This window comes from Streptomyces sp. NPDC047085 (genome assembly GCF_040643735.1).
GTDB lineage: Bacteria > Actinomycetota > Actinomycetes > Streptomycetales > Streptomycetaceae > Streptomyces.
On the sequence record NZ_JBEYUW010000003.1, the window covers coordinates 509,853 to 529,155 of the forward strand.

Annotated in this window: 22 protein-coding genes and 1 pseudogene; 18 read left to right on the forward strand and 5 right to left on the reverse strand. The window is 68.5% G+C overall.

The genetic code is table 11. The features are described from left to right. The first annotated feature begins 4 nt into the window (after window positions 1-4). From ABZ865_RS13335 to ABZ865_RS13400, 14 genes are all read left to right on the forward strand, one after another. The gene (locus tag ABZ865_RS13335) at window positions 5-1,258 is read left to right on the forward strand and encodes an AAA family ATPase (RefSeq protein ID WP_361228486.1); all 1,254 of its coding nucleotides are present in this window, start codon (window positions 5-7) and stop codon (window positions 1,256-1,258) included. Window positions 1,259-1,369: 111 nt separating this feature from the next. Continuing rightward, entirely contained in the window at window positions 1,370-1,714 is a 345-nt protein-coding gene (locus ABZ865_RS13340) for a TadE/TadG family type IV pilus assembly protein (RefSeq protein WP_361229682.1), read from the forward strand. Between the two features lies 1 nt (window position 1,715). Then, the gene (locus ABZ865_RS13345; protein WP_361228489.1) at window positions 1,716-2,120 is read left to right on the forward strand and encodes a TadE/TadG family type IV pilus assembly protein; all 405 of its coding nucleotides are present in this window, start codon (window positions 1,716-1,718) and stop codon (window positions 2,118-2,120) included. 35 nt (window positions 2,121-2,155) lie between these two features. Then, a complete protein-coding gene (locus ABZ865_RS13350) occupies window positions 2,156-3,493 on the forward strand; it encodes a CpaF family protein (RefSeq protein WP_361228492.1) in 1,338 nt (445 codons plus the stop codon). A gap of 85 nt (window positions 3,494-3,578) precedes the next feature. Next, a complete protein-coding gene (locus ABZ865_RS13355) occupies window positions 3,579-4,523 on the forward strand; it encodes a type II secretion system F family protein (RefSeq protein ID WP_361228494.1) in 945 nt (314 codons plus the stop codon). Between the two features lie 21 nt (window positions 4,524-4,544). After that, window positions 4,545-5,432 carry a DUF5936 domain-containing protein gene (locus ABZ865_RS13360; RefSeq protein ID WP_361229685.1) on the forward strand — a complete coding sequence of 296 codons (888 nt, stop codon included), beginning with the start codon at window positions 4,545-4,547 and terminating at the stop codon, window positions 5,430-5,432. 235 nt (window positions 5,433-5,667) lie between these two features. Next, a complete protein-coding gene (locus ABZ865_RS13365; RefSeq protein WP_361228497.1) occupies window positions 5,668-6,879 on the forward strand; it encodes a histidine kinase in 1,212 nt (403 codons plus the stop codon). A 19-nt stretch (window positions 6,880-6,898) separates the two neighbouring features. Continuing rightward, entirely contained in the window at window positions 6,899-7,657 is a 759-nt protein-coding gene (locus ABZ865_RS13370) for a response regulator transcription factor (RefSeq protein WP_361228500.1), read from the forward strand. A gap of 113 nt (window positions 7,658-7,770) precedes the next feature. Further along, complete coding sequence (locus tag ABZ865_RS13375; protein ID WP_100827996.1) at window positions 7,771-7,968, forward strand: hypothetical protein; 198 nt, start codon at window positions 7,771-7,773, stop codon at window positions 7,966-7,968. A gap of 56 nt (window positions 7,969-8,024) precedes the next feature. Beyond that, on the forward strand, window positions 8,025-8,558 hold the full coding sequence (locus ABZ865_RS13380) for a pilus assembly protein TadG-related protein (protein ID WP_361228503.1): 534 nt from the start codon (window positions 8,025-8,027) through the stop codon (window positions 8,556-8,558). Between the two features lie 26 nt (window positions 8,559-8,584). Continuing rightward, entirely contained in the window at window positions 8,585-9,160 is a 576-nt protein-coding gene (locus ABZ865_RS13385; protein WP_361228506.1) for a hypothetical protein, read from the forward strand. A 7-nt stretch (window positions 9,161-9,167) separates the two neighbouring features. Continuing rightward, window positions 9,168-9,791 carry an OmpA family protein gene (locus tag ABZ865_RS13390; protein ID WP_361228509.1) on the forward strand — a complete coding sequence of 208 codons (624 nt, stop codon included), beginning with the start codon at window positions 9,168-9,170 and terminating at the stop codon, window positions 9,789-9,791. Window positions 9,792-9,864: 73 nt separating this feature from the next. Continuing rightward, the gene (locus tag ABZ865_RS13395) at window positions 9,865-10,146 is read left to right on the forward strand and encodes an Arc family DNA-binding protein (protein ID WP_361228512.1); all 282 of its coding nucleotides are present in this window, start codon (window positions 9,865-9,867) and stop codon (window positions 10,144-10,146) included. Next, entirely contained in the window at window positions 10,143-10,535 is a 393-nt protein-coding gene (locus ABZ865_RS13400; RefSeq protein ID WP_361228515.1) for a hypothetical protein, read from the forward strand. Before ABZ865_RS13395 ends, ABZ865_RS13400 begins: the two co-directional genes overlap by 4 nt. An 82-nt stretch (window positions 10,536-10,617) precedes the next feature. On the opposite strand, the gene ABZ865_RS13405 is transcribed toward ABZ865_RS13400, so the two are convergent. From ABZ865_RS13405 to ABZ865_RS13420, 4 genes are all read right to left on the reverse strand, one after another. Then, window positions 10,618-10,986, reverse strand: coding sequence for a DUF192 domain-containing protein (locus ABZ865_RS13405; protein WP_361228518.1), 369 nt, complete (start codon window positions 10,984-10,986; stop codon window positions 10,618-10,620). A 68-nt stretch (window positions 10,987-11,054) separates the two neighbouring features. Continuing rightward, entirely contained in the window at window positions 11,055-12,287 is a 1,233-nt protein-coding gene (mycP, locus tag ABZ865_RS13410) for a type VII secretion-associated serine protease mycosin (protein WP_361228521.1), read from the reverse strand. Continuing rightward, a complete protein-coding gene (locus ABZ865_RS13415) occupies window positions 12,284-13,951 on the reverse strand; it encodes a hypothetical protein (RefSeq protein ID WP_361228524.1) in 1,668 nt (555 codons plus the stop codon). Before ABZ865_RS13415 ends, mycP begins: the two co-directional genes overlap by 4 nt. Window positions 13,952-14,011: 60 nt before the next feature. Further along, on the reverse strand, window positions 14,012-14,551 hold the full coding sequence (locus ABZ865_RS13420) for a hypothetical protein (RefSeq protein ID WP_361228525.1): 540 nt from the start codon (window positions 14,549-14,551) through the stop codon (window positions 14,012-14,014). A 395-nt stretch (window positions 14,552-14,946) separates the two neighbouring features. On the opposite strand from ABZ865_RS13420, the gene ABZ865_RS13425 reads away from it, so the two are divergent. From ABZ865_RS13425 to ABZ865_RS13435, 3 genes are all read left to right on the forward strand, one after another. Further along, window positions 14,947-15,516 (forward strand): hypothetical protein, encoded by a 570-nt coding sequence (locus ABZ865_RS13425; protein WP_361228527.1) that lies wholly within the window; start codon window positions 14,947-14,949, stop codon window positions 15,514-15,516. Between the two features lie 9 nt (window positions 15,517-15,525). Beyond that, complete coding sequence (locus ABZ865_RS13430; protein ID WP_361228530.1) at window positions 15,526-17,370, forward strand: alpha/beta hydrolase; 1,845 nt, start codon at window positions 15,526-15,528, stop codon at window positions 17,368-17,370. Between the two features lie 61 nt (window positions 17,371-17,431). Further along, window positions 17,432-17,893, forward strand: a complete 462-nt coding sequence (locus ABZ865_RS13435) for a hypothetical protein (protein WP_361228533.1) — start codon at window positions 17,432-17,434, stop codon at window positions 17,891-17,893. Window positions 17,894-18,021: 128 nt separating this feature from the next. Here the strand turns inward: ABZ865_RS13435 and ABZ865_RS13440 are convergent. Further along, window positions 18,022-18,278, reverse strand: a pseudogene (locus ABZ865_RS13440) (hypothetical protein). A gap of 121 nt (window positions 18,279-18,399) precedes the next feature. Here ABZ865_RS13440 and ABZ865_RS13445 point away from each other — a divergent pair. Next, window positions 18,400-19,272 (forward strand): LLM class flavin-dependent oxidoreductase, encoded by an 873-nt coding sequence (locus ABZ865_RS13445; protein WP_361228536.1) that lies wholly within the window; start codon window positions 18,400-18,402, stop codon window positions 19,270-19,272. Window positions 19,273-19,303: the final 31 nt, after the last annotated feature.

Below are 19,303 nucleotides of genomic sequence, written 5' to 3' on the forward strand. Positions count from 1 at the left end.
CCGCATGCCCACCAGGATCCTCCCGGCCGGCGCGGACCCGGACGCCGTCCGCTCCCTCACCACCCTGCTCAGCCAGCTCCCCGACGCCGAACCGCAGCCGCCCGTCGCCGACTCCACCCAGCTGGTCGACACCCTGGCCCGGCTCGCCGCCGAGTCGGTCGAGGAACTCCCGGAAGTGGTCGTCGTCCATGAACGCATCGGCCCCGTCCCCGCGCTGGAGCTGATCCGCGAGGTCGCCCTGCGCCACCCGGCCGTCGGCGTCATCCTCGTCACCACCGACGCAGGACCCGGCCTGTTCGCCGCCGCCATGGACTCCGGCGCCCGCGGCCTGGTCTCGCTCCCGCTGTCGTACGAGGAACTCGCCCACCGCGTCCACGCCGTCGCCCAGTGGTCCACCGGCGTGCGGCGCCACCTCGGACACGGCGCGTCCGACCTCGTCGGTGGCGTCGGCGGTACGGTCGTCACGGTCAGCGGCGCCAAGGGGGGCGTCGGCGCCACCCTCACCGCCATCCAGCTCGCGCTCGCCGCGCAGGCCTCCGGCCGTACGACCGCCCTGGCCGACCTCGACCTCCAGACCGGCGACGTCGCCTCCTACCTGGACGTCCAGTTCCGCCGCTCGGTCGCCGACCTCGCCGCCATCACCGACATCTCCCCGCGCGTCCTCGCCGACGCCGTCTTCCGCCACGACAGTGGCCTCGCCCTGCTCCTCGCCCCCGGCGAGGGCGAGCGCGGCGAGGAGGTCACCGACCGGGCCGCCCGCCAGATCATCGGCGCCCTGCGTTCCCGCTACGAGGTGGTCGTGGTGGACTGCGGCGCCCAGCTGAGCGGGGCGGGGGCGGCGGCGGTGGAGATGGCCGACACGGCCCTGCTGGTCACCACCCCTGACGTCGTCGCCGTACGCGCCGCGAAACGGACCGTGCGCATGTGGGACCGGCTGCAGATCCGCAAGGCCGAGGAGACGACGGTGGTCGTCAACCGCCATACGCGCAGTACGGAGATCCAGCCGGCCCTCGTCCAGCGCATCACCGGCACCGCGCTGGCCCGTACCGCCGTTCCCGCCAACTTCAAGGAGCTGCAGGGCGTGGTCGACGCCGGGCGGCTGCACGAGCTGGACAGCAGGAGCACGGTCAAGCAAGCCCTGTGGGGTCTCGCCGGGGAGCTGGGCCTGGCCAAGGCACCCGAGGGCTCCTCCCACCGGGGCGGTGGCCGGCAGCGCGGCGACCGGGGGTCGGCCGGCTTCCGGCGGCGGAAGGAGTGACGGGTGCTGAGACGGCAGGGAGGGGCCCGGGACGGGGACCAGTACCGGGACCAGCACCAGCAGCTCCGGGCCGAGCACCGGGTCCAGCACCGGGACCGAGGGCAGGTCGCCATCGAGTTCCTCGGGATGACGCCGCTGATCATCCTGACTCTGGTGCTCATGTGGCAGTGCGTGCTCGTGGGGTACGCGTACACGCTCGCGGGGAATGCTGCGGACGAGGGGGTGCGGGCGGGGACGGCGGCGCATCGGGGCGGCGAGCGGCAGGCAGCGTGCCGGGCGGCCGGGCTGAAGCACCTGTCGGGGGCGTGGAAGGGGGGCGCGTCGGTGAGTTGCAGTCCCTCTGGCTATGTCACGGCTGACGTGGACCTCAAGGTCCCCGTCCTCTTTCCCGGCTCCATCGACTTCCCCGTCACGGTGCACGGCCACGCCGGCGCCGTGGAGGAGGTGAAGGACTGAGATGCCGTACGGGCGTAAGGGGTGTAAGGGGCGTACAGGCTGTAAGCCGCGCGAGAGGTGTAAGCGGCGCGACGGGCGGGACGCGGGCCAGGTCGCCATCGAGTACCTCGGGTTCATCCCGGTCCTGCTGATCGTCGGGCTGGCCGGGTTCCAGATCGGGGCGGTCGCCTACGCCGCCGAGCAGGCCGGTACGGCGGCCAGGGCGGGGGCGCGGGCGGCGTCGCTGGGGCAGTCGGCGCAAGAGGCGTGCGCGGACGCCGTCAGCGGTGGGCTGACGGTGCGGTGCTCGTCCGCCGAAGGGGACGACTCGGTCACCGTCACCGCGTCCGTCGACATCCCCGGGATCGTCCCCGGCTGGCACTTCGACCCCGCCGAGAAGACCGCGACCATGCCGCTCGACCACTGACCAGGACCAGGACCAGGACCAGGAGAAGCGAACCCATGAGTCTGCGGGCACGCATCAACACTCCGGAGGAGCACGGCAGCCGGGGCGAGGACGGGCACCTGGTCGCCTCGTACCGGGCCAAGCTGCTGGAGGAGATCGACCTCGCGGAGATGAGTTCGCTGGCCGCCGCCGACCGCCGGGCGCGGCTGGAACGGGTGCTCGGGCACATCATCAGCCGCGAGGGCCCGGTGCTGTCGACGGTGGAGCGCTCGCAGCTGATCCGCCGGGTGGTGGACGAGGCGCTGGGCCTCGGCATCCTGGAGCCGCTCCTCGAAGACGCCTCCATCACCGAGATCATGGTAAATGGGCCGGACGCGATTTTCGTCGAACGCGGCGGCCGCGTCGAGCAGTTGCCGCTGCGCTTTGTCTCCGCCGACCAGCTGATGCAGACCATCGAGCGGATCGTGTCGACGGTCAACCGCCGGGTGGACGAGTCCAACCCCATGGTGGACGCCCGCCTCCCCTCCGGCGAACGCGTCAACGTCATCATCCCGCCGCTGTCCCTGACCGGCCCCACCCTCACCATCCGCCGCTTCCCGCGCTCCTTCACCCTCCAGGAGCTGATCGGCTTCGGCTCGCTCGACGAGCACATGGTGTTCCTGCTGGCGGGGCTGGTGCAGGCGAAGTTCAACATCATCGTCTCGGGCGCCACCGGCACCGGGAAGACCACCCTGCTCAACGCCCTCTCCGGGCTGATCCCGGCGCACGAGCGGATCATCACCATCGAGGACTCCGCCGAACTCCAGCTCCAGCAGACCCATGTGGTCCGCCTGGAGTCCCGGCCGCCGAACGTGGAGGGCAAGGGCGAGGTCACCATCCGTGACCTCGTCCGCAACTCCCTGCGCATGCGGCCCGACCGGATCGTCGTCGGCGAGGTCCGCGGCGGCGAGTCCCTCGACATGCTCCAGGCCATGTCCACGGGCCACGACGGCTCCCTCGCCACCGTCCACGCCAACAGCGCCGAGGACGCCCTCACCCGCCTGCAGACCCTCGCCTCCATGTCCGACGTCGAGGTGCCCTTCGTCGCCCTGCACGACCAGATCAACAGCGCGGTCGACGTCATCGTGCAGCTGACCCGGTTCGCCGACGGCGCCCGCCGCATCACCGAGATCGCGCTGCTCGACAGCCACGGTGGGGAGCCGTACCGGCTGGCGACCGTGGCCCGTTTCGCCCCCGAGCCGATGACCCCCGACGGCCGCGTGTACGGCACCTTCCAGTACTTCCCCCTGCCGCGCCGTACCGCCGAACGCCTCTACATGGCGAGCCAGCCCCTCCCTCAGGCCTTCGGCGTCGCCCACTCCGCGGACCAGCTCGCCACCCGAGAAGCCAGGTAGGTAGGCCCCATGGAATTCGACACCGTTGCCCAGCTCGCCCCGCTCGCGCCCCGAGAAGCCAGGTACAGGTAGGCAGGTCACCCCCATGGAACTCCACACCCTCGCCCAGCTCACCACGGGCATCGCCCTGCTGACCTGCGTCCTGGCCGTCGTCGGCGTCCACACCTACGCCTCCGGCCGCGCCCAGCGCGCCGCCCTCATCGACCGCCTCTCGCTCACGGGACCCGCCCCGGCCTCCGGCCGCCGGCGCCGCTTCCGCGGTCTGGACCGCCGGCTGCGCCGTACGGCACTGGGCCGCAGACTGGAGCTGAGGCTGGCCGCCACCGGCCTGGACGTCACCCCGGGCGAGTTCTTCGCCTACATGCTCGCCACGGTCGCCGCCCTCTGGCTCATCGGGCAGGCCACCCTCGCCCCCTTCTTCGGCCCGCTCGCCGGGCTCCTCGGCGTCGGGGCGGCGGTCCAGTTCCTCAACTGGCAGCGGCAGAAGCGCATCGAGCGGTTCATCAACCAACTACCCGAACTGGCCCGCATCCTGGCCAACGCCACCCAGGCCGGCCTCGCCCTGCGCACCGCCATCGGCATGGCCGCGGAGGAGCTGGAGGCCCCGGCGGGCGAGGAACTCGCCAAGGTCGCTGACCAGTTGGCGATCGGCCAGTCGATGGAGGACGCGCTGGGCGAACTCGCCGACCGCCTCCCGTCCCGCGAACTCGTCGTCCTCGTCACCACCCTGGTGCTGTCGAACCGCGCCGGCGGCCAAGTCGTCTCGGCGCTCCGGAACTTGACGGAAACGCTGGAGGAGCGCAAGGAGACGAGGCGGGAGATCCGCACCCAGCTCTCCCAGGTGACGATGACCTCGTACGCCGTCCCCGTCCTCGGTGTCGGCGCCCTCTTCCTGATGAACGGCGTCAAGGACGGCGCCCTGGACCGCATGACCGGCTCGCCCGTCGGCCAGGCCTGCGTGATCATCGCGTTCGCCCTGTACGCCGTCGGCTTCGTGCTCATCCGCCGGATGAGCCGGATCGACGTGTGAGGGCGGTGGGCTGACCCTATGATCGCGATCCTGCTCGCGCTGCTCATGGCCCTCGGCGTCTGGGGCGCCTTCGCAGGCCTGCGCATGTACCGCGCCGACGCGAAACTCCCCGGCGACCTGGCCGTCGCCCTGGAGGTCGGCGCCACCCGCACCGGCGCCGCGAACTCCCTGATCGACCGCATGGGCATGCGCTACGCCCCCGCGGTCCTGCGCCTCATGGGCCCCCGCCTGGTTGCCAAGTACCGCCGCAAGATCGACCTCGCGGGCAACCCCGGCGGCCTCACCATCGACCGCTACGCCGCCCGCCGCGCGGTCTACGGCGCCCTCGGCGGCGTCGGCTTCCTGGTGTTCCTGCTGCGCGGCCAGTGGTTCGTAGCCCTGCTGTTGTTGCTGTTCGGGGCCTTCTGGACAGAGGTCGGCATCTGGTCGGCGATCCGCGTCCGCAAGGACGTGATCGAACGGACCCTGCCGGACTTCCTGGACGTCCTCGCCGTGGTCGTGAGCGCCGGCCTCGGCTTCCGCCAGGCCCTCGACCGGGTGGCCACGCGCTACGAGGGCCCCTGGGCGGACGAACTGCGCATCACCCTCCGCCAGATGGACCTCGGCATGAGCCGCCGCCAGGCCTTCGCGGAGCTACGGCGCCGGAACGACTCCGAGCAGGTCGCCATGTTCGTGACGGCCCTCCAGCAGGGGGAGGAACTGGGCGCCCCGATCGTCGACACCCTCGTCTCCCTGGCCAAGGACATGCGCCGCACGGACGCCCAGAACGCCCGCCGCAAGGCCGCTCGCGCGGTGCCCAAGGCCACGCTGATGATCACCACCTTCATGGTCCCGGCGACCATGCTCCTGCTGGGCGCGGGGCTGATCCTGGGCTCCGGCGTCGACTTCGGCTCGCTGACGGGGAAGTAGGTGGGGTGAGCTGATGGCTGCGACGATGATGGGGGAGGGGCCGATCAGGCGGCGGTGGCGCGGACGGTTCGCCGCCGACGGCGAGGTCGCCCCACAGGGGCCACCGGCAGGTGACGACGAAAGTTGTACAGGTGGTGCGGGTGGGATCACAAATCCGGCCGAAGGCCGGACGTACCCCCACGCACCCGCACTCGCACCCGCACCCGAGAAACTCCAGATCCGCGCCCTCCAGGCCATGTGCCGCCAAGTCTTCGGCTTTCGCCTGGCCATGATCGTCCTCGCCACCCCCGCCGCCCTCCTCAACGCCGCCCCCGGCCTCGGCGCCCGCCTGGTCGGCGCCGCCGTGGTCGTCACCTTCATGGTGTCCTACGTCCTCTTCCGCGACTGGGAACGCTTCGGCCCCCTCCTCCTGCGCCACCCCACCCTCCTCGCGGCCGACACCCTCTTCGGCTCCCTCCTCCTCGTCTCGGCGGGCCCGGACACCACCCTCGCCTACGTCAGCGTCTGCACACCCCTGCTGGCCGGCCTGGTCTACAGCTGGCGCGGCGCCGCCTGCTTCGCCTCGCTGCAGTCACTGATCCTGCTGCTCGTCCACGCCACACTGAAGGCCGACCGCCAGACAGGCGTGGCCGAATCCCTCCTCCTGCCCGGCCTGTGCGTCATCGCCGGCGCGATGGGCTCCACCCTGCGCAACCTGATGCTCCGCTTCGGCGCCGCCACCGAGGCCCTGACGACGGTCCAGGCCCGCCTGGCGGCGACGGAGGCGGTGAACGCGGAACGGGCACGGCTGGCCCGCGAGATGCACGACTCGGTGGCCAAGACCCTGCACGGCGTGGCTTTGGCGGCCGACGGCCTCGCGGCGACCGCGTCCGCCGAGGCCCCCGACCCGGCCCGCATCCGCCGCCAGGCGGAACTGGTGTCCCGCTCGGCCCGCAGAGCCGCGGCGGAGTCCCGGGAACTGCTCACGGACCTGCGCAGCGAAGGGGCCACGGAGACCGGGCGAGACCTCTGGACAGAACTGGAGTCACACACAACCGACTTCACCACCCGCACAGGCTTACGAGCCACCTACCACCCCCCACCCACCACTACCCCCCTCCTCCCCCCACCCCTCGCCCGCCACCTCCTCGCCATCACCGCCGAGGCCCTGGACAACGCCCACCGCCACGCGCAGGCGACGCGGGTCGAGGTGACGGCCGGCGTCGAGGGCGACCAACTCCGCCTGACCATCTACGACGACGGCCGCGGCCTGCCCCCGGGCACCACCCTCGAACACCTCCGCCACACCGGCCACTTCGGCCTGCTCGGCATGGTCGAACGGGCCGCGTCGGCGGGAGCGCGGATCCGCGTGGGCCGGGGCGACCACGACCGAGGCACGGAAGTCCGAGTGGACCTGCCCCTACGAACCCTGACCTCTCCCCCTCCCCCTTCCTCACAACACACCTGAGCCCGAGAGGAGGCACCCGATGCAACCCCCCACCCCCCGCCAGGACTTCCCACCACCACTGCCCTCACCGCCCCCACTGCGCCTCGTGGTCGCCGACGACAACCCGGTCGTCCGAGCAGGCCTCACCGCCCTCCTCTCCGACCGCGTCGACACGACGGTGGTGGCGGAGGCAACAGACGGCAGAGAAGCCTACGAAGCGGCCCTACGACACCGCCCCGACGTCATCCTCCTCGACGTCCGCATGCCCGGCGTCGACGGAATCTCCGCATTGCCGCACCTCGTCCGGCTGGCCCCCGTCATGATGCTGACCTACAGCCACGAGACGGAGACCGTACGGGAGGCACTGCGGCTCGGGGCGGGGGGCTATCTGGTGCACGGCGAGTTCACGACGGAGCAGTTGGTGAGGGCCGTACGGGATGTCAGCGAGGGCCGACCGCATGTGACACCGGGGGCGGCGAAGGCGTTGCTGACGGAGCTTCGTTCAAGTGCGACTGCACACGCGATCCTAGAACAACCCACTCCTGCAAACCATTTTCCACCCAATCCTCTTTCGCAATTGCAATCCCCTGTGGGACAGTCATACCGGTCGCGGTTCCAGCTGAGCACCAGAGAGGCGGAGATCATGGACCTCATCGCGTCCGGCATGACCAACCAGCAGATCGCCGCCATGTGCTTCATCAGCGAGAAGACCGTCAAGAACCACATCAACCGCATCTTCGCCAAGCTCCACAGCACCAACAGGTCTCAAGCTGCCGCGAAGTGGTTGGGGGTGGCTTGAGGTGGGGATTCGGGGGAACGAATGGGTCCGGGGTTGGGTCCTGGGACCCTCCGAGAGTCCGGGTGGTCCGCCGTACGTTGTGCGGATCGGAGGCGAAGCTGGAGGGGAACATCATGAGCGCCTGGTTCAACACCGTCGTTGCGAACCTGCAGGCCCGTGCTGCCCGCAACGACAAGGGGCAGACCGCGGTGGAGTACCTCGGCATCATCGCGGTGGTCGTGGCGATCGTGCTGGCGATCACGGGTACGAGCATCGGCCAGACGATCTTCGACGCGATCACACAGAAGATCTCCGAGGTCACGGGCGGCTGATCCGCCTCCGTTCCCGTCGCGACGCAGGGCAGGCCTTCCCCATCTACATCACGGTGGTGGCGGGTCTGCTCTTTCTTGCGCTCGCCTATCTGGCTGTGGGGCAGGCCGCGGTCAATCGGAGCGGTGCCCAGACAGCGGCCGACGCGGCGGCGCTCGCCGCGGCACAGGACAGGCGTGACCAACTCGCGGGGAAATGGGTGAAGGACGTACTGGACCCGACCCAATGGCAGGCCATTTTCGACGGCGAGGTGCAAATCGATCCATCGTGCTGGCGCGCCGATCAGCTGGCCGCTCAGAACGACGCGCAGGCGCATTGCGACTCGCCGGATCCCCTCACCTTCACGGTCCGGGCCGAGACCAACAAGTCCGTCGGACGCTCTGTCGTTCCCGGCAGCGAGGAATTCCACTCGAAGGCCTCCGCCAGGGCTGTGATCGAGCCCCTCTGCACGTTCGAACTCCCTGATGGGGGCGGGGGCCACAAGGTGCTGCCGCGACTGAACTGTAAGGACCGGGACTGGGATCTGAACCCGGATGACCTCACCCACCTGCCCGGGCCCCAGGATCTCTTCGACGTCCACCTGGCCGACTGACAACGTGTAAAGAAGGAAGCAGAGCCATGAGGATTCGGTGCACTCGGAAGGCCAACAGGGGGATGGTCGCCCTGACGCTGGCGGCCGGTCTGGCCCTGGGTGTGGCCGGCTGCGGCGGTGGAGGGGGCGACGACAAGAAGCCGGAACGCTCCGCGTCCTCGTCCCGTGGGCCGAACCCCAGCACCCAGGAGGGGCAGTCGGGTGAGCCCATGGCCGAATTGAAGGGGTCGGACGGACTGCTCCTTCAGATCATCTCCGCTCAGCGTGATGCCGGTGGCTTCATCACCGTGAACGGCGATCTGAGGAACGACGGCGCCAAGAGCCTCGTCATCCCGTCGGCCCTGAGCGGCAACGAAACGGAGATCATCCGTAACGGCAAGTCCCTCGGGGGTGCCACGCTGGTCGATCCCCAGGGCAAGAAGCGGTACTACGTCCTGCGTGACACGGACGGTCGACCATTGACCACCACGGGCTTCTCGATGCTCAGGTCCGGTGACAATCTTCCGGTGTTCATGCAGTTCCCGGCGCCTCCGGCGAGCACTTCCGAGGTCGACTTCCAGCTGCCGACTTTCCCGGCCGCCACCATCAAAATCTCCGGGTGAGGCCCAAGTGACCACCAAACCCCGCCTCACCCTCACCCTCACCGCCGCAGCTCTCCTCGCCGCGACCCACCTCACCCTCGCCCACGCCGACGACACCGACCCCAGCGAACCCCCGGGCACCGAGCCGTCCGCCACCGCGCCGGTGAAGATCGACCCCACCGATCCGGACCTGAAGCTCCCGGAGGGCGCCACCCTGGCGGAGCCGAAGGTGCTGGACATCAAGTCGGTCGTCGAGGACCAGAGCGGGGACGAACGCCGGGAGGACACGAATGCCGACGTCACCTTCGCCCTGCAAGCCGAAGTCCTCTTCAGCAAGGACAGCGCCAAGCTGAGCGCCGAGGCCAAGGCCCGTATCGCGACGATCGCCGAGGAGATCAAGAAGCAGCACGCGACCCAGATCCGCGTCTTCGGCTTCACGGACAACCTCGGCACCTCCGCCCACGGCGACGTCCTCTCCAAGCAGCGCGCCAACGCCGTACAGGCGGTCCTCGACCAGGACCTGAACGACCCGAACATCACCTTCGAGGTACGCGGCTACGGCGAGCAGTACCCGATCGCCGACAACTCCACCGAAGCGGGCCGTAAGAAGAACCGCCGGGTCGAGGTCTCCTTCCCTCGCACGGAGAACTGATGGGGCCGACAGCCGCCCATTGCTTTCGGCCGATGAGGAGACCGTCGGCGTATACGTTGCGTATACTCATGGCATGCCTGACGTCATGATTCGCGTGCCCGCCGAAGTCCGTGACCAGCTCGCCGCCGTAGCGGAAGCGCGAGGAACCAGTCTCCGTGCCCTCATGCAGGAGATAGCTGCTCAGGTGCTGACTCCCGAGCAGATCAAAGCGCGGGCGGAGCGCACCCGTGCCCTGCTCGCCGAGCGGTTCGGGCATTACGTGACGGATGAGGAATCCGCCGAGATGCGGCGCAAGATGCGGGAGGCCACCGCCGCTCACCGGGCTGCTCTCGCAGAGGCGGAGTCGTCCCGTTGAACCAGATCGAACACTACGTCCTCGACAGTCCCACACTGCTGGCGATGGGAGGAGACAAGCAGGTCTCCGGTCTTATCCATGCCGCGGCGTCCAGCGAGGACGTGCGCCTGTGGGTGCCCGTCCTGAGCCTCTTGGAAGCTGAGCGCGAGCGTGCGGGGGTCGTCGCCCACGCGGGGATGCTGCTGGACGTACTCCGGGTCATCGATGACGACTACGCGATGGCCATGACCGTCGCCGAGTTGCTTCGCGACGGTGTCGCCTTCGGCGTCGCGGCAGCGGCGCACGTTGCACGACCGAATCCGATGCTTCCGGACGGGGCGCTGGTGGCCACCGTCGCGCCGGAAGCCTACGACGGGCTCGGAGTCGGGGTCATGGACCTGAACCGCTGACGATCTCGACTCCAACGGGGAGGCGGGGAGACCGACGCGAAGCATGGTTGACGGAGAGGGTCGAGGGTGGGGCCGTCGGCGGCTACCGCGTCGCGACTTCGACCCGCACCCCCACCTCCAGTCCCCACCCCTCCATCGCACCCGCCTCCGCCTCCAGCACATGCCGGGCCCGCAGGCGCGGCAGGCCCAGCCGGCCTGGCCTCATCGTGCGTACGGCAATCACGGTGAGGCGGCGGTCCAGGTACGCAACGTCGATGGGGATGCGCATACGGAAGGTGTGCACGCTGTTCGCGGGGGAGAGCAGCATGACGCCGTCGACCCCGTCACGGCCCAACAGCCCTTTGGTGCGCGCACGATAAGACGCCGCGATCTCCAAGGGCACGGAGACTGCAGCCCCGTTGCGACTCCCGTGGACGATCAACTTCCCGTACCCGTCCCGCCAACGTCCCATCCTCGATCACCTCGCCGTGACCGTACCCACGACGCTGCCGTGAACGCTTGCGGGTTGTGCACGTGGGGTCATCGAACGCGTCGACGCCTGCGGACGGACCACACCGCGGACGCAGCCACACCGATCAGTACGCCACCACCAACACCCCAGAGCTGCCATGGCGTTGTCCCGCCCTTGCTTCCCGTGCTCGTGGACGCGGCTGGCGCGGCTTCCTCGTGCTTCGACGAAGCCGAGGGTGACGTGGCCGGCGTTTTGGCCGCGGCGTACGTGAAGTCGGGCAGCGGGTACACATCGGCAGGGCCGGGGTCGCCAGGGTCCGTGAGAGCGATACGGGGGCGTACCGCACCGTAACCCAGATAGTCCGTGCGCTCCTTGCCGCTCTTGGGCTTGCTCGCGGTGTGGAGCATGACCCGCAGGACCTGGTTGTTCGTCCAGTCCGGGTGCTCGGACCAGATCAGGGCGGCGGAGGCTGAGGCGATGGCGGTGGCGTCGCTGGTGCCATGTGTCTTGCAGACTCCTGTGGCGCTGTTGATGCACGATGCGACCATGTCGGCGCCCGGCGCGACCAGGTCGACCTGGGGGCCGTGCTGGGACTCCCGAGTTGCCTTGACGTTTCTGTCGATCGCCCCGACGCCCACCACGCCAGGAGTAGCGGCCGGGAACTCCAACTCGTTAAGGGCGTCACCCGTGTTGCCTACGCCAGCGAAGATCAACTTTCCCCTGGTCAGTGCGTAGGAGACGGCCTTGTCCAGTTCCCCCGAATGCGCGGTACTCCCCTGCGAGATGTTGATGACCTGAGCATCTGAATCAGCCGCGAACCGGATGGCCTTGGCCATGTATGTGGGGTAGTCGTCCGGGTTGCCGTCATCGCGACTTTGCTCGATGAAGTCCGGGATGCGAATCGGCAGGATCTTCGCGCCCGGTGCCAAGCCGTACGAACCATTGGCCGCATCTCGGCCCCCGGTGCCGGCGATCAGGGCAGCCATGCCGGTGCCGTGTCCGTCGTAGTCGGTGCGTTCGTTACCGGGATGATTGGAGAGGTTCTTCCCTGCCACCACTTGACCGCGTAGGTCGGGGATGTTGGCTTGTACGCCGGTGTCGATCACCGCGACCGTGATGCCCTTGCCCGTGCTGGTCTTCCACAGCTGCTCGGCCTGCATGGCGTCAAGGTGCCACTGCTGGTTGCGGATGGTGTCAGCGTGCGCGGGCGTAACGGCGGCGATCGCCCACAGGGAGCCTGCGACGGCCGCCACGGAGCGTCCGCGTCGTCTGGCCTGCTTGCTGCGGGTGCGCATGGTCATCCTTCTCGTTGTGCGTGTTCATCAGGCCCGCTGCGCAAGCCGGGCGTGCTCGGTCGGTCGGTCCCGTCCTCTGAGCCGTGAGTCGTGAGGATGTGCGAGCGCTCGTCATGAGCAGACCGTTCGCCACGCTTCGGTGATGAGGTGGAGGCGTCGCGGCTTCCGCCGCCGTGCGGCACCGAAGCATTTGTGCTCGTTCCTCGTGCGGGTCCGGCCCCTTGCGGGCCAACTCCTGCCTGTCCACGCTGTGGGGACTTCCTGGGTTGGCCCCCGATGATTCCGCCGGAACGCGCGGGCGTTCGAGGGTCCTTCGATCCGCCCTGAGAGTTTGCCACGCGGTCCTTGCCGCGGGTCGGCGTCGCCCTGGTGTTGCCACCGGCCGGCACGCTGCCACGACCCACGGGCATCTGCTGACTGGGGGCACCGCCGATCACATTCCCCCGGGGAATCGCCCCAGTGGGCCGTCCCGCTGTTGGCGAGAGTGGACGGCCGCCGGTGACGCCGTTGGCGCCCCTGGCGGGGGCGGAGCCAAGGGGTCCGCGTACAGGGCCGGGCTGCCCGCCGGTCATGCCGGGGCCGAAAGGGCCGCAGACTCCGCGCCCCGGCATCTGCGGACCAGTAGACGTGCCGTGCCCGGACCGGGTGGCCAGTGAGCCCCGGCCCCCGTACCCAGGGCGTTCAACCTCTTCCGGTACACCAGGCCTCAGTGTCGGTCCGGCCGTGAACGGAGGCGGGATCGGCCCGCTCGTCGACGGTGCCCAGCCGTCCGGAACAGTCGGTCCTACTGGCGACACCGAAGGGGAGGGATGAACTGCTGGAGTCGACGGCACGGTTTCTGCGCTGTCGACCGCCGTATTCGTCACGTGCACGGGATTCAGTGGGGCATCGGGGCTGTCAGCCGGGTTCCTCAGGCGGGACTGCGTGACTACCCAAGGTGCCGGATCCGTCCCGCCAGGACTGGGGCCGATGGTCCTCTCGCGTGCGTACGGCTCTTTTCGCCCGGCCGTACTTGCGTCGGTGTCCGCCGTCGTGGTCGGGACCGCGACGGGTACGTCGCCGCGAATGTCAGTAGGCACGAACTGTTCCGGCAACTCCGGAAACCTCGGCGCCTCCAGCGAGTTGATCCGCTCCGTCGAGGCCGTGTACGACTGGGCGAGCTTCATCATCAGCATGCCGGCCTCGGCGCCGTCGTTGGCGTACTGGGTCTTGGCCCTGCTCACCTCGGAGTCCGACGGGCCGCCGTCGTGGTTACCGACGTCCGTCGCCTTCGCCGCGTGCGCGTCGAGCACCGAGCGCGCGGTGGCGCTCTGGTCCTTCAGCTTCTCCAGTTGTGGTTTGACCTCATGCAGCGTGTCCGCCGCATGGCCGAGCCACTTGCCTGCCGTCTCGCTGTAGTCGCCCAGGCTCAACGTGGCCAGCGCAGCCTGATGGCACCACGTGCGGAAGGCATCACCGCCCTCACCATGCCACTCGACCGCCAAGCTGTGGGTTCGCAGGTCGCCGCCGATCTCGGTGATCGTCTTCGCTGCGTCGACCAGCAGGTCACCGAGGGCACTGGCCGTCGGCCCGTCCGCGGACTCGACCATGGCCCACAGTTGCTCAGGGTCCTGAACCAGGAACCGGGACTGCCGGACCGTCTCCCACAGACGGCTGCCCATGTCAGACATGGGTCCGCCCCTCGTTCGCCGTCGGCAACGCCCCACTGCCGCGCTTGTCCGACACGGGCATCACAGACCACCCGCTTCCGTGTCCTCCGGCACGGACCCCTGCGGGCCGTGGCTCGCACCGCGGGCGCTGCTCAGTCCACCGCTGTGGGCAGTCAACCTGTCGGCCTCGACCCGGATCCGGCTGAGCCGGGCGCGTACGTCGTCGTCGACACCGCGATAGTTGCGCTTCGACGCTTCAACCGTGACAACCAGCCCTTCGATCTGCAGCGCCAGCATCTTGGACAGCGTCTCCAGTTGGGTATGCACCCGGGTGTAGGCGGCGTGCAGCGCGTCGGCTTCGTCGAAGGTGCCCAGACGGCCCGTTGGCAGGGCGCCGTGCGCGATCCTGTGCGGGGCGGCCTTCGAATGCTCCAGCCGGGTCAGGAGGTCATCCACGCGGTTCTTGAAGGTCGTCAGGGTTTCGTTCTCGACGCGTAGGTTCAGTGCCGTGGCAGCGCCGACGCCTGCGAAGGAACCGAGTCCCGAGGCGGCGATCGCTCCCGCAACCGCCGCCAGATCTGCGACAGTTGAGTGCGGTTCCCCCGCGCTGTCGACGGCCATCACGCCCTCCCCCTACGGCCAGCTTCTCCATGAGCACCTCGGGTCGCTCACTGACGGTGCCCCAGTCATACCTGTGTGTAACTGGAGCGACTTACGCAAGATATCCGCGATCTTGTGTCTTCACCGAATCCCGTTGCCCTCGTGGCGTGAGGCTGGCCGAATTCCGGGCACACCGCGCGCCGAGCCGCCTCACTGCTGCCACGTCCGGCCTGCTCAGACGCGGCGGCTCGGTGAGAGCGGGCTGCCGCAAGGCGCGGAGACCGTGCCGAGAATGGCCGATGCGAGACGGTGGTCCGGCTCCCTCACCCGACAGCGCCGAGTCGCGGATTCACCCTGTCGTGGCCACTGTTGCAGCTGGTCACATCCCTCGACATGAGTAGGAGTACTCAGTCGCCGTGGCGGAGCGCGCGGATAACGTGCGTTGTGACTGCGAAGTAACGTCCGCAACAGCAGGCTCAGGCAGCGCCGTTGAGGCGTACAAGGGGGAGGGATCGCTGGTGGCGTGGGACGAGTGGGAGCAGCTGAAGGCGGATGCGGTGGCACGCGGCTCCACTCACATGCGGCTGAACCAGCTTCCGGCCGATTTGGGTGGTGCTTCGGGCGCTTCAGGCGGTGCGGTCTCGGGCCGTCTGAAGTCGGAGAAGAGGGTCTGGGTCAAGGTAGGCGAAGCTGTCAAAGGCCTGAAGGGCGACGTCGGCAAGGCGCTGAAGAAGCTGGAGGACGGGCAGTCGGGCCTGGGGGACACGTCCGGCTGCCAGTCGGCGGCGGCGCAGAAGGAGCTGTGCGACTCCTGGAAGAAGTACGTCGGTGATGTGAGCGACCGCTGCGGCGAGTTAGGCGGGCTGCTGGAGCGTTCGGGGCACGACCTGCACATGCTCGACTCGGACGTCAGGGCGGAGCTGGACAAGATCAAGCTGAAGTACCAGGACACCGAGGCGCTCGGTGGCCAGGCGAAGGGCAGGTAACCGGCGGCCATGGATCTTGCGACGCTGAAGGCTTTCAAGCCCTCCGAGTACGAGGAAGCCGCCGACGGGTACCGGGCCACGGGTGACATGGCCAGTTCGGCCAAGGACACGGTCGAGAACCAGATCTCCGCAGGGATCCGCGACCAGCTGAAGGGCGAGACCGCGGAGGCCGCTCTGCGGGAGCTGAAGGAGCTGTCGAAGAACTTCCACTACATACAGACCGAGTGCGGCCTGGTCAGCACCGCATTGAACGGTCTCGCGTTCGACATGGCGGCGGCGAAGCGGAAGCTGGAGGCGGTGCTTGAGGACGCGCGCGCGGCCGGCTGCACGGTGGGCACGGACGGCTCGGTCACCTATCCGGCAGGCGGCAAGGAAGTCGACGGCAAGGTGCCTGAGGGCGGCACCATGCCACCGGGGACGAGCCCGACGGATCCGACGTCGGCGTCGCTGGAGCGTTCGGCCGCCAACATCCACCCGAATCCAAATTTCGGGAAGGCGCAGGAGTTCGCGAACCGCATCGGCGACGCTCTGCAGGAAGCGACGGACGCGGACGCGAAGTGGGCGCCGAAGCTGCGTGCCCTCAAGGCCGACGACGACCTCGTGGTCACCAACCGGGACTGGACCGATGTCAAGGATGACACCGGTGGAGTCTTGAAGGGGGCCGACAAGTACCTCGGCTCCCTCAAGAAGCCGCCCAAGGACGGCGATCCCGAGGCAAACGCGGAGTGGTGGAAGAGCCTCACAGACGAGGAGAAGGCCGCCTACATCTCCGTCCACCCCGACTCCATCGGCGCAATGGACGGGCTCCCCGCCACCGTGCGCGACGATGCCAACCGCGTCGTGCTGGCCGAGAGCAGGGGCGAGTACCAGGGCAAGCTGGATGCCTGGATGAAGAAGGAGCCTGAGCGCTACCGTGCGTACATCAGCCCTGTCACAGGGCTTGAAGTGAAGGGTGCGCAGGTCGAGACCGATGAGTGGAAGGAGTGGAACGAGAAAAAGCAGGATCTGGAGGGTCGAATCAGGGGAATGGATGCCATTCAGAGACGCTTCGATGCGACCGGAACCGACGGTCTTCCTGAGGCATACCTTCTCGGGTTCGACCCTGAGGGTAAGGGGCATGACGGTAAGGTCATTCTGGCGAACGGGAACCCGGACACGGCTGACCATACGGGCATTTATGTCCCTGGTACGGGGACGCTGCTGCAAGACATCGAGAAGGACACGAAACGCGGGGAGGCCCTGTGGCATGAAGCACACAGGTACGCACAGGGCGAAAAGGTCTCCACGATCACTTGGTTCGACTACGATGCACCGCTGCAGGCGAAGCCCTTCGACAAGGGCGCCGGCCTTTTCCCGGAAGCAATGTCCGATGAATGGGCGGCGAAGGGTGCACCAGGCCTGCAGCACTTCCTTGACGGAAATCTCGCAGCCCATCGGGCGGAGTCCGGGAACAACCCGGGTCACATCACCCTGATCGGGCACAGTTACGGCACCACGCTCATCGGAGATGCGGCGAAGACGCGTGGCTGGCCTGAGGGGCCGCTTCCGGTGGACGACATCATTGCCGCAGGCAGTCCGGGCATGCAGGTGAAGCACGCCGCGGACCTTGGCATCAGAAGCGATCATGTGTGGGCCATGAAGGGAGGCGGAGACGATGAATTGGTGCGAGTTGGCGGAAAGTACCTTGCCGGCTTGGGGGATGACTGGACGATTCCCACCGATCCCGAATTCGGTGCGAACCTCATGGAATCGGATGCCGAGGATCACGGAGCTTTCTGGGACGACGGTTCGACGAGCCTGCGCAATCAAGGTCTCGTCATCGCTGGACAATATGACAAGGTGACCCTTGAATAAGGCACATGCTATCTCGGTATGCACGGCATTGACGGCCGTCCTCTTGGGAGGGTGCTTTCACGTGAGCGGCGAGAAGAAGGTTGAAATCCGTGACGAGCAGGCTGTCAAGGAGAGCGTCGAGCGTGCTTCCAGTGAGATTCTCGACATCCTGGCGGTGAAGGGAAAGGTGACCGAGTCGGGTGCTTTTTCCGTCCCCTGTTCGTCCTATGCCTCCGAAGATAAGGTGCATCGCATGCGTCACCCGTGGAGCTCCTACGGCGTGCCGGGCGAAGACCTAAAGAAGGCCATGGATCGACTACGAAAGGAACTTCCCGCTAAGGGCTGGAAAATCGTCAAGGACGGCCCCGACAAGAGCAAGGCAAAGCTTCCGCAAATCGTGGCCAACTCGCCCGACGGTCACGTGTCCGCCGACCTCCGGCTTTGGATCGAGCCCGCCGAGAGCAAGCGCTCTTCAATGATCGAAGCCACTGTCGTTTCCGATTGTTTCCGCAGTAAGTCCGGTACTGCGCCCGAAACGGGTTAGAAAAAGAGGGACCAGGGGTTTCGGGGCATTCGACCCAGGGTGAACGCTCGTGGGTCTACGGCCCCGATCCCCTCGGCTTCGCCGAGCGAGAAGAGCTGGGTTCGGCCTGTTGCCTGATCTTCTGGCGGCTACAGCAGATGGTCCCACCCCGCCATAGCCCCGGCCTCCGCCTCCAGTACATGCCGGGAAGGGAGCCTGGGCAGGCCCAGGCGGCCCGGTTTCATCGTGCGTACGGCTATGACGGTGAGGGTGCGGTCGAGATAGACGACGTCGATCGGCATCCTTTAACCCGGGCCCGATAGGAGGTCGCGATCTCCAGTGGAACGGAGACCGTGGCCCCGCCGCGACTCCCGTGGACGATCAACTTCCCCTGCCCGTCCGCCAATGTGCCATCCTCAGGCCACCTCCGCAGGGACCGTACCCATGAGGCTGTGGTGAACGCCTGTCCAAAGGCCCTCGGGAGTAATGGAGTTGTCCCACTCGGCGCCAGCCACTAGGAAGGCCCCATGACTGGACTCGGTGTCGTGTTCCGTCCTCAGCTTCCTCCTGAGCGGCTTCGGGCGGTGGCCCGGCTTGCGGATGAGGTGGGGTTGGAGGAGCTGTGGTTGTGGGAGGACTGCTTTCTAGAAGGTGGGGTGTCCACGGCCGCGGCCGCGCTCGCCTGGACCGAGCGGGTGCGGGTCGGGATCGGGCTGTTGCCCGTGCCGCTGAGGAACGTGGCCGTCACCGCGATGGAGGCCGCCGCGCTGGAGCGCATGTTCCCCGGCAGGGCCGTCCTGACCGTCGGGCACGGCGTGCAGGACTGGATGGGGCAGGTCGGCGCGCGGGCCGCCTCGCCCCTCACGCTCCTCGGTGAGCATCTGGACGCGCTGCGCGCCCTGTTGCGCGGGGAGCGGCTGAACGTGCGCGGCCGATACGTCACCCTCGACGACGTCGCCCTCGACTGGCCCCCGGCCGCCCCGATGCCGGTCCTCGCCGGCGCCACCGGGCCCCGTACCCTCGCCCTCACCGGCGCCCGTGCCGACGGCACCCTGCTGACCGCCTCCACCTCGCCGGACGGCGTACGGCAGGCCCGCCGGATCATCGAGGAGGCGCGAGCGGAGGCGGGGCGGAGCGGGCCGCACCAGGTCGTCGTCTATCTGCTGGCCGCCACGGGGCCCGACGCGGCCGCCCGGCTGCGTGCCGAACTCACCGCCGAGGGACTGGGGTCGGCGCCGGACGTCGGTGTCGCCGGGGACGCGGGTGCGGTGGCCAAGGCCGTGCAGCGGATGGCCGAGGCGGGCGCCGACACCGTCGTCCTCCAGCCGACGGCGGACGAGCCCGACATGGAGGGCTTCCTGCGGTTCGTCGCGGAGGAGGTCCGGCCCCTGGTGCCGTAGCGTTCGGAGCTTCGCAGGTCGCCGGGCATTG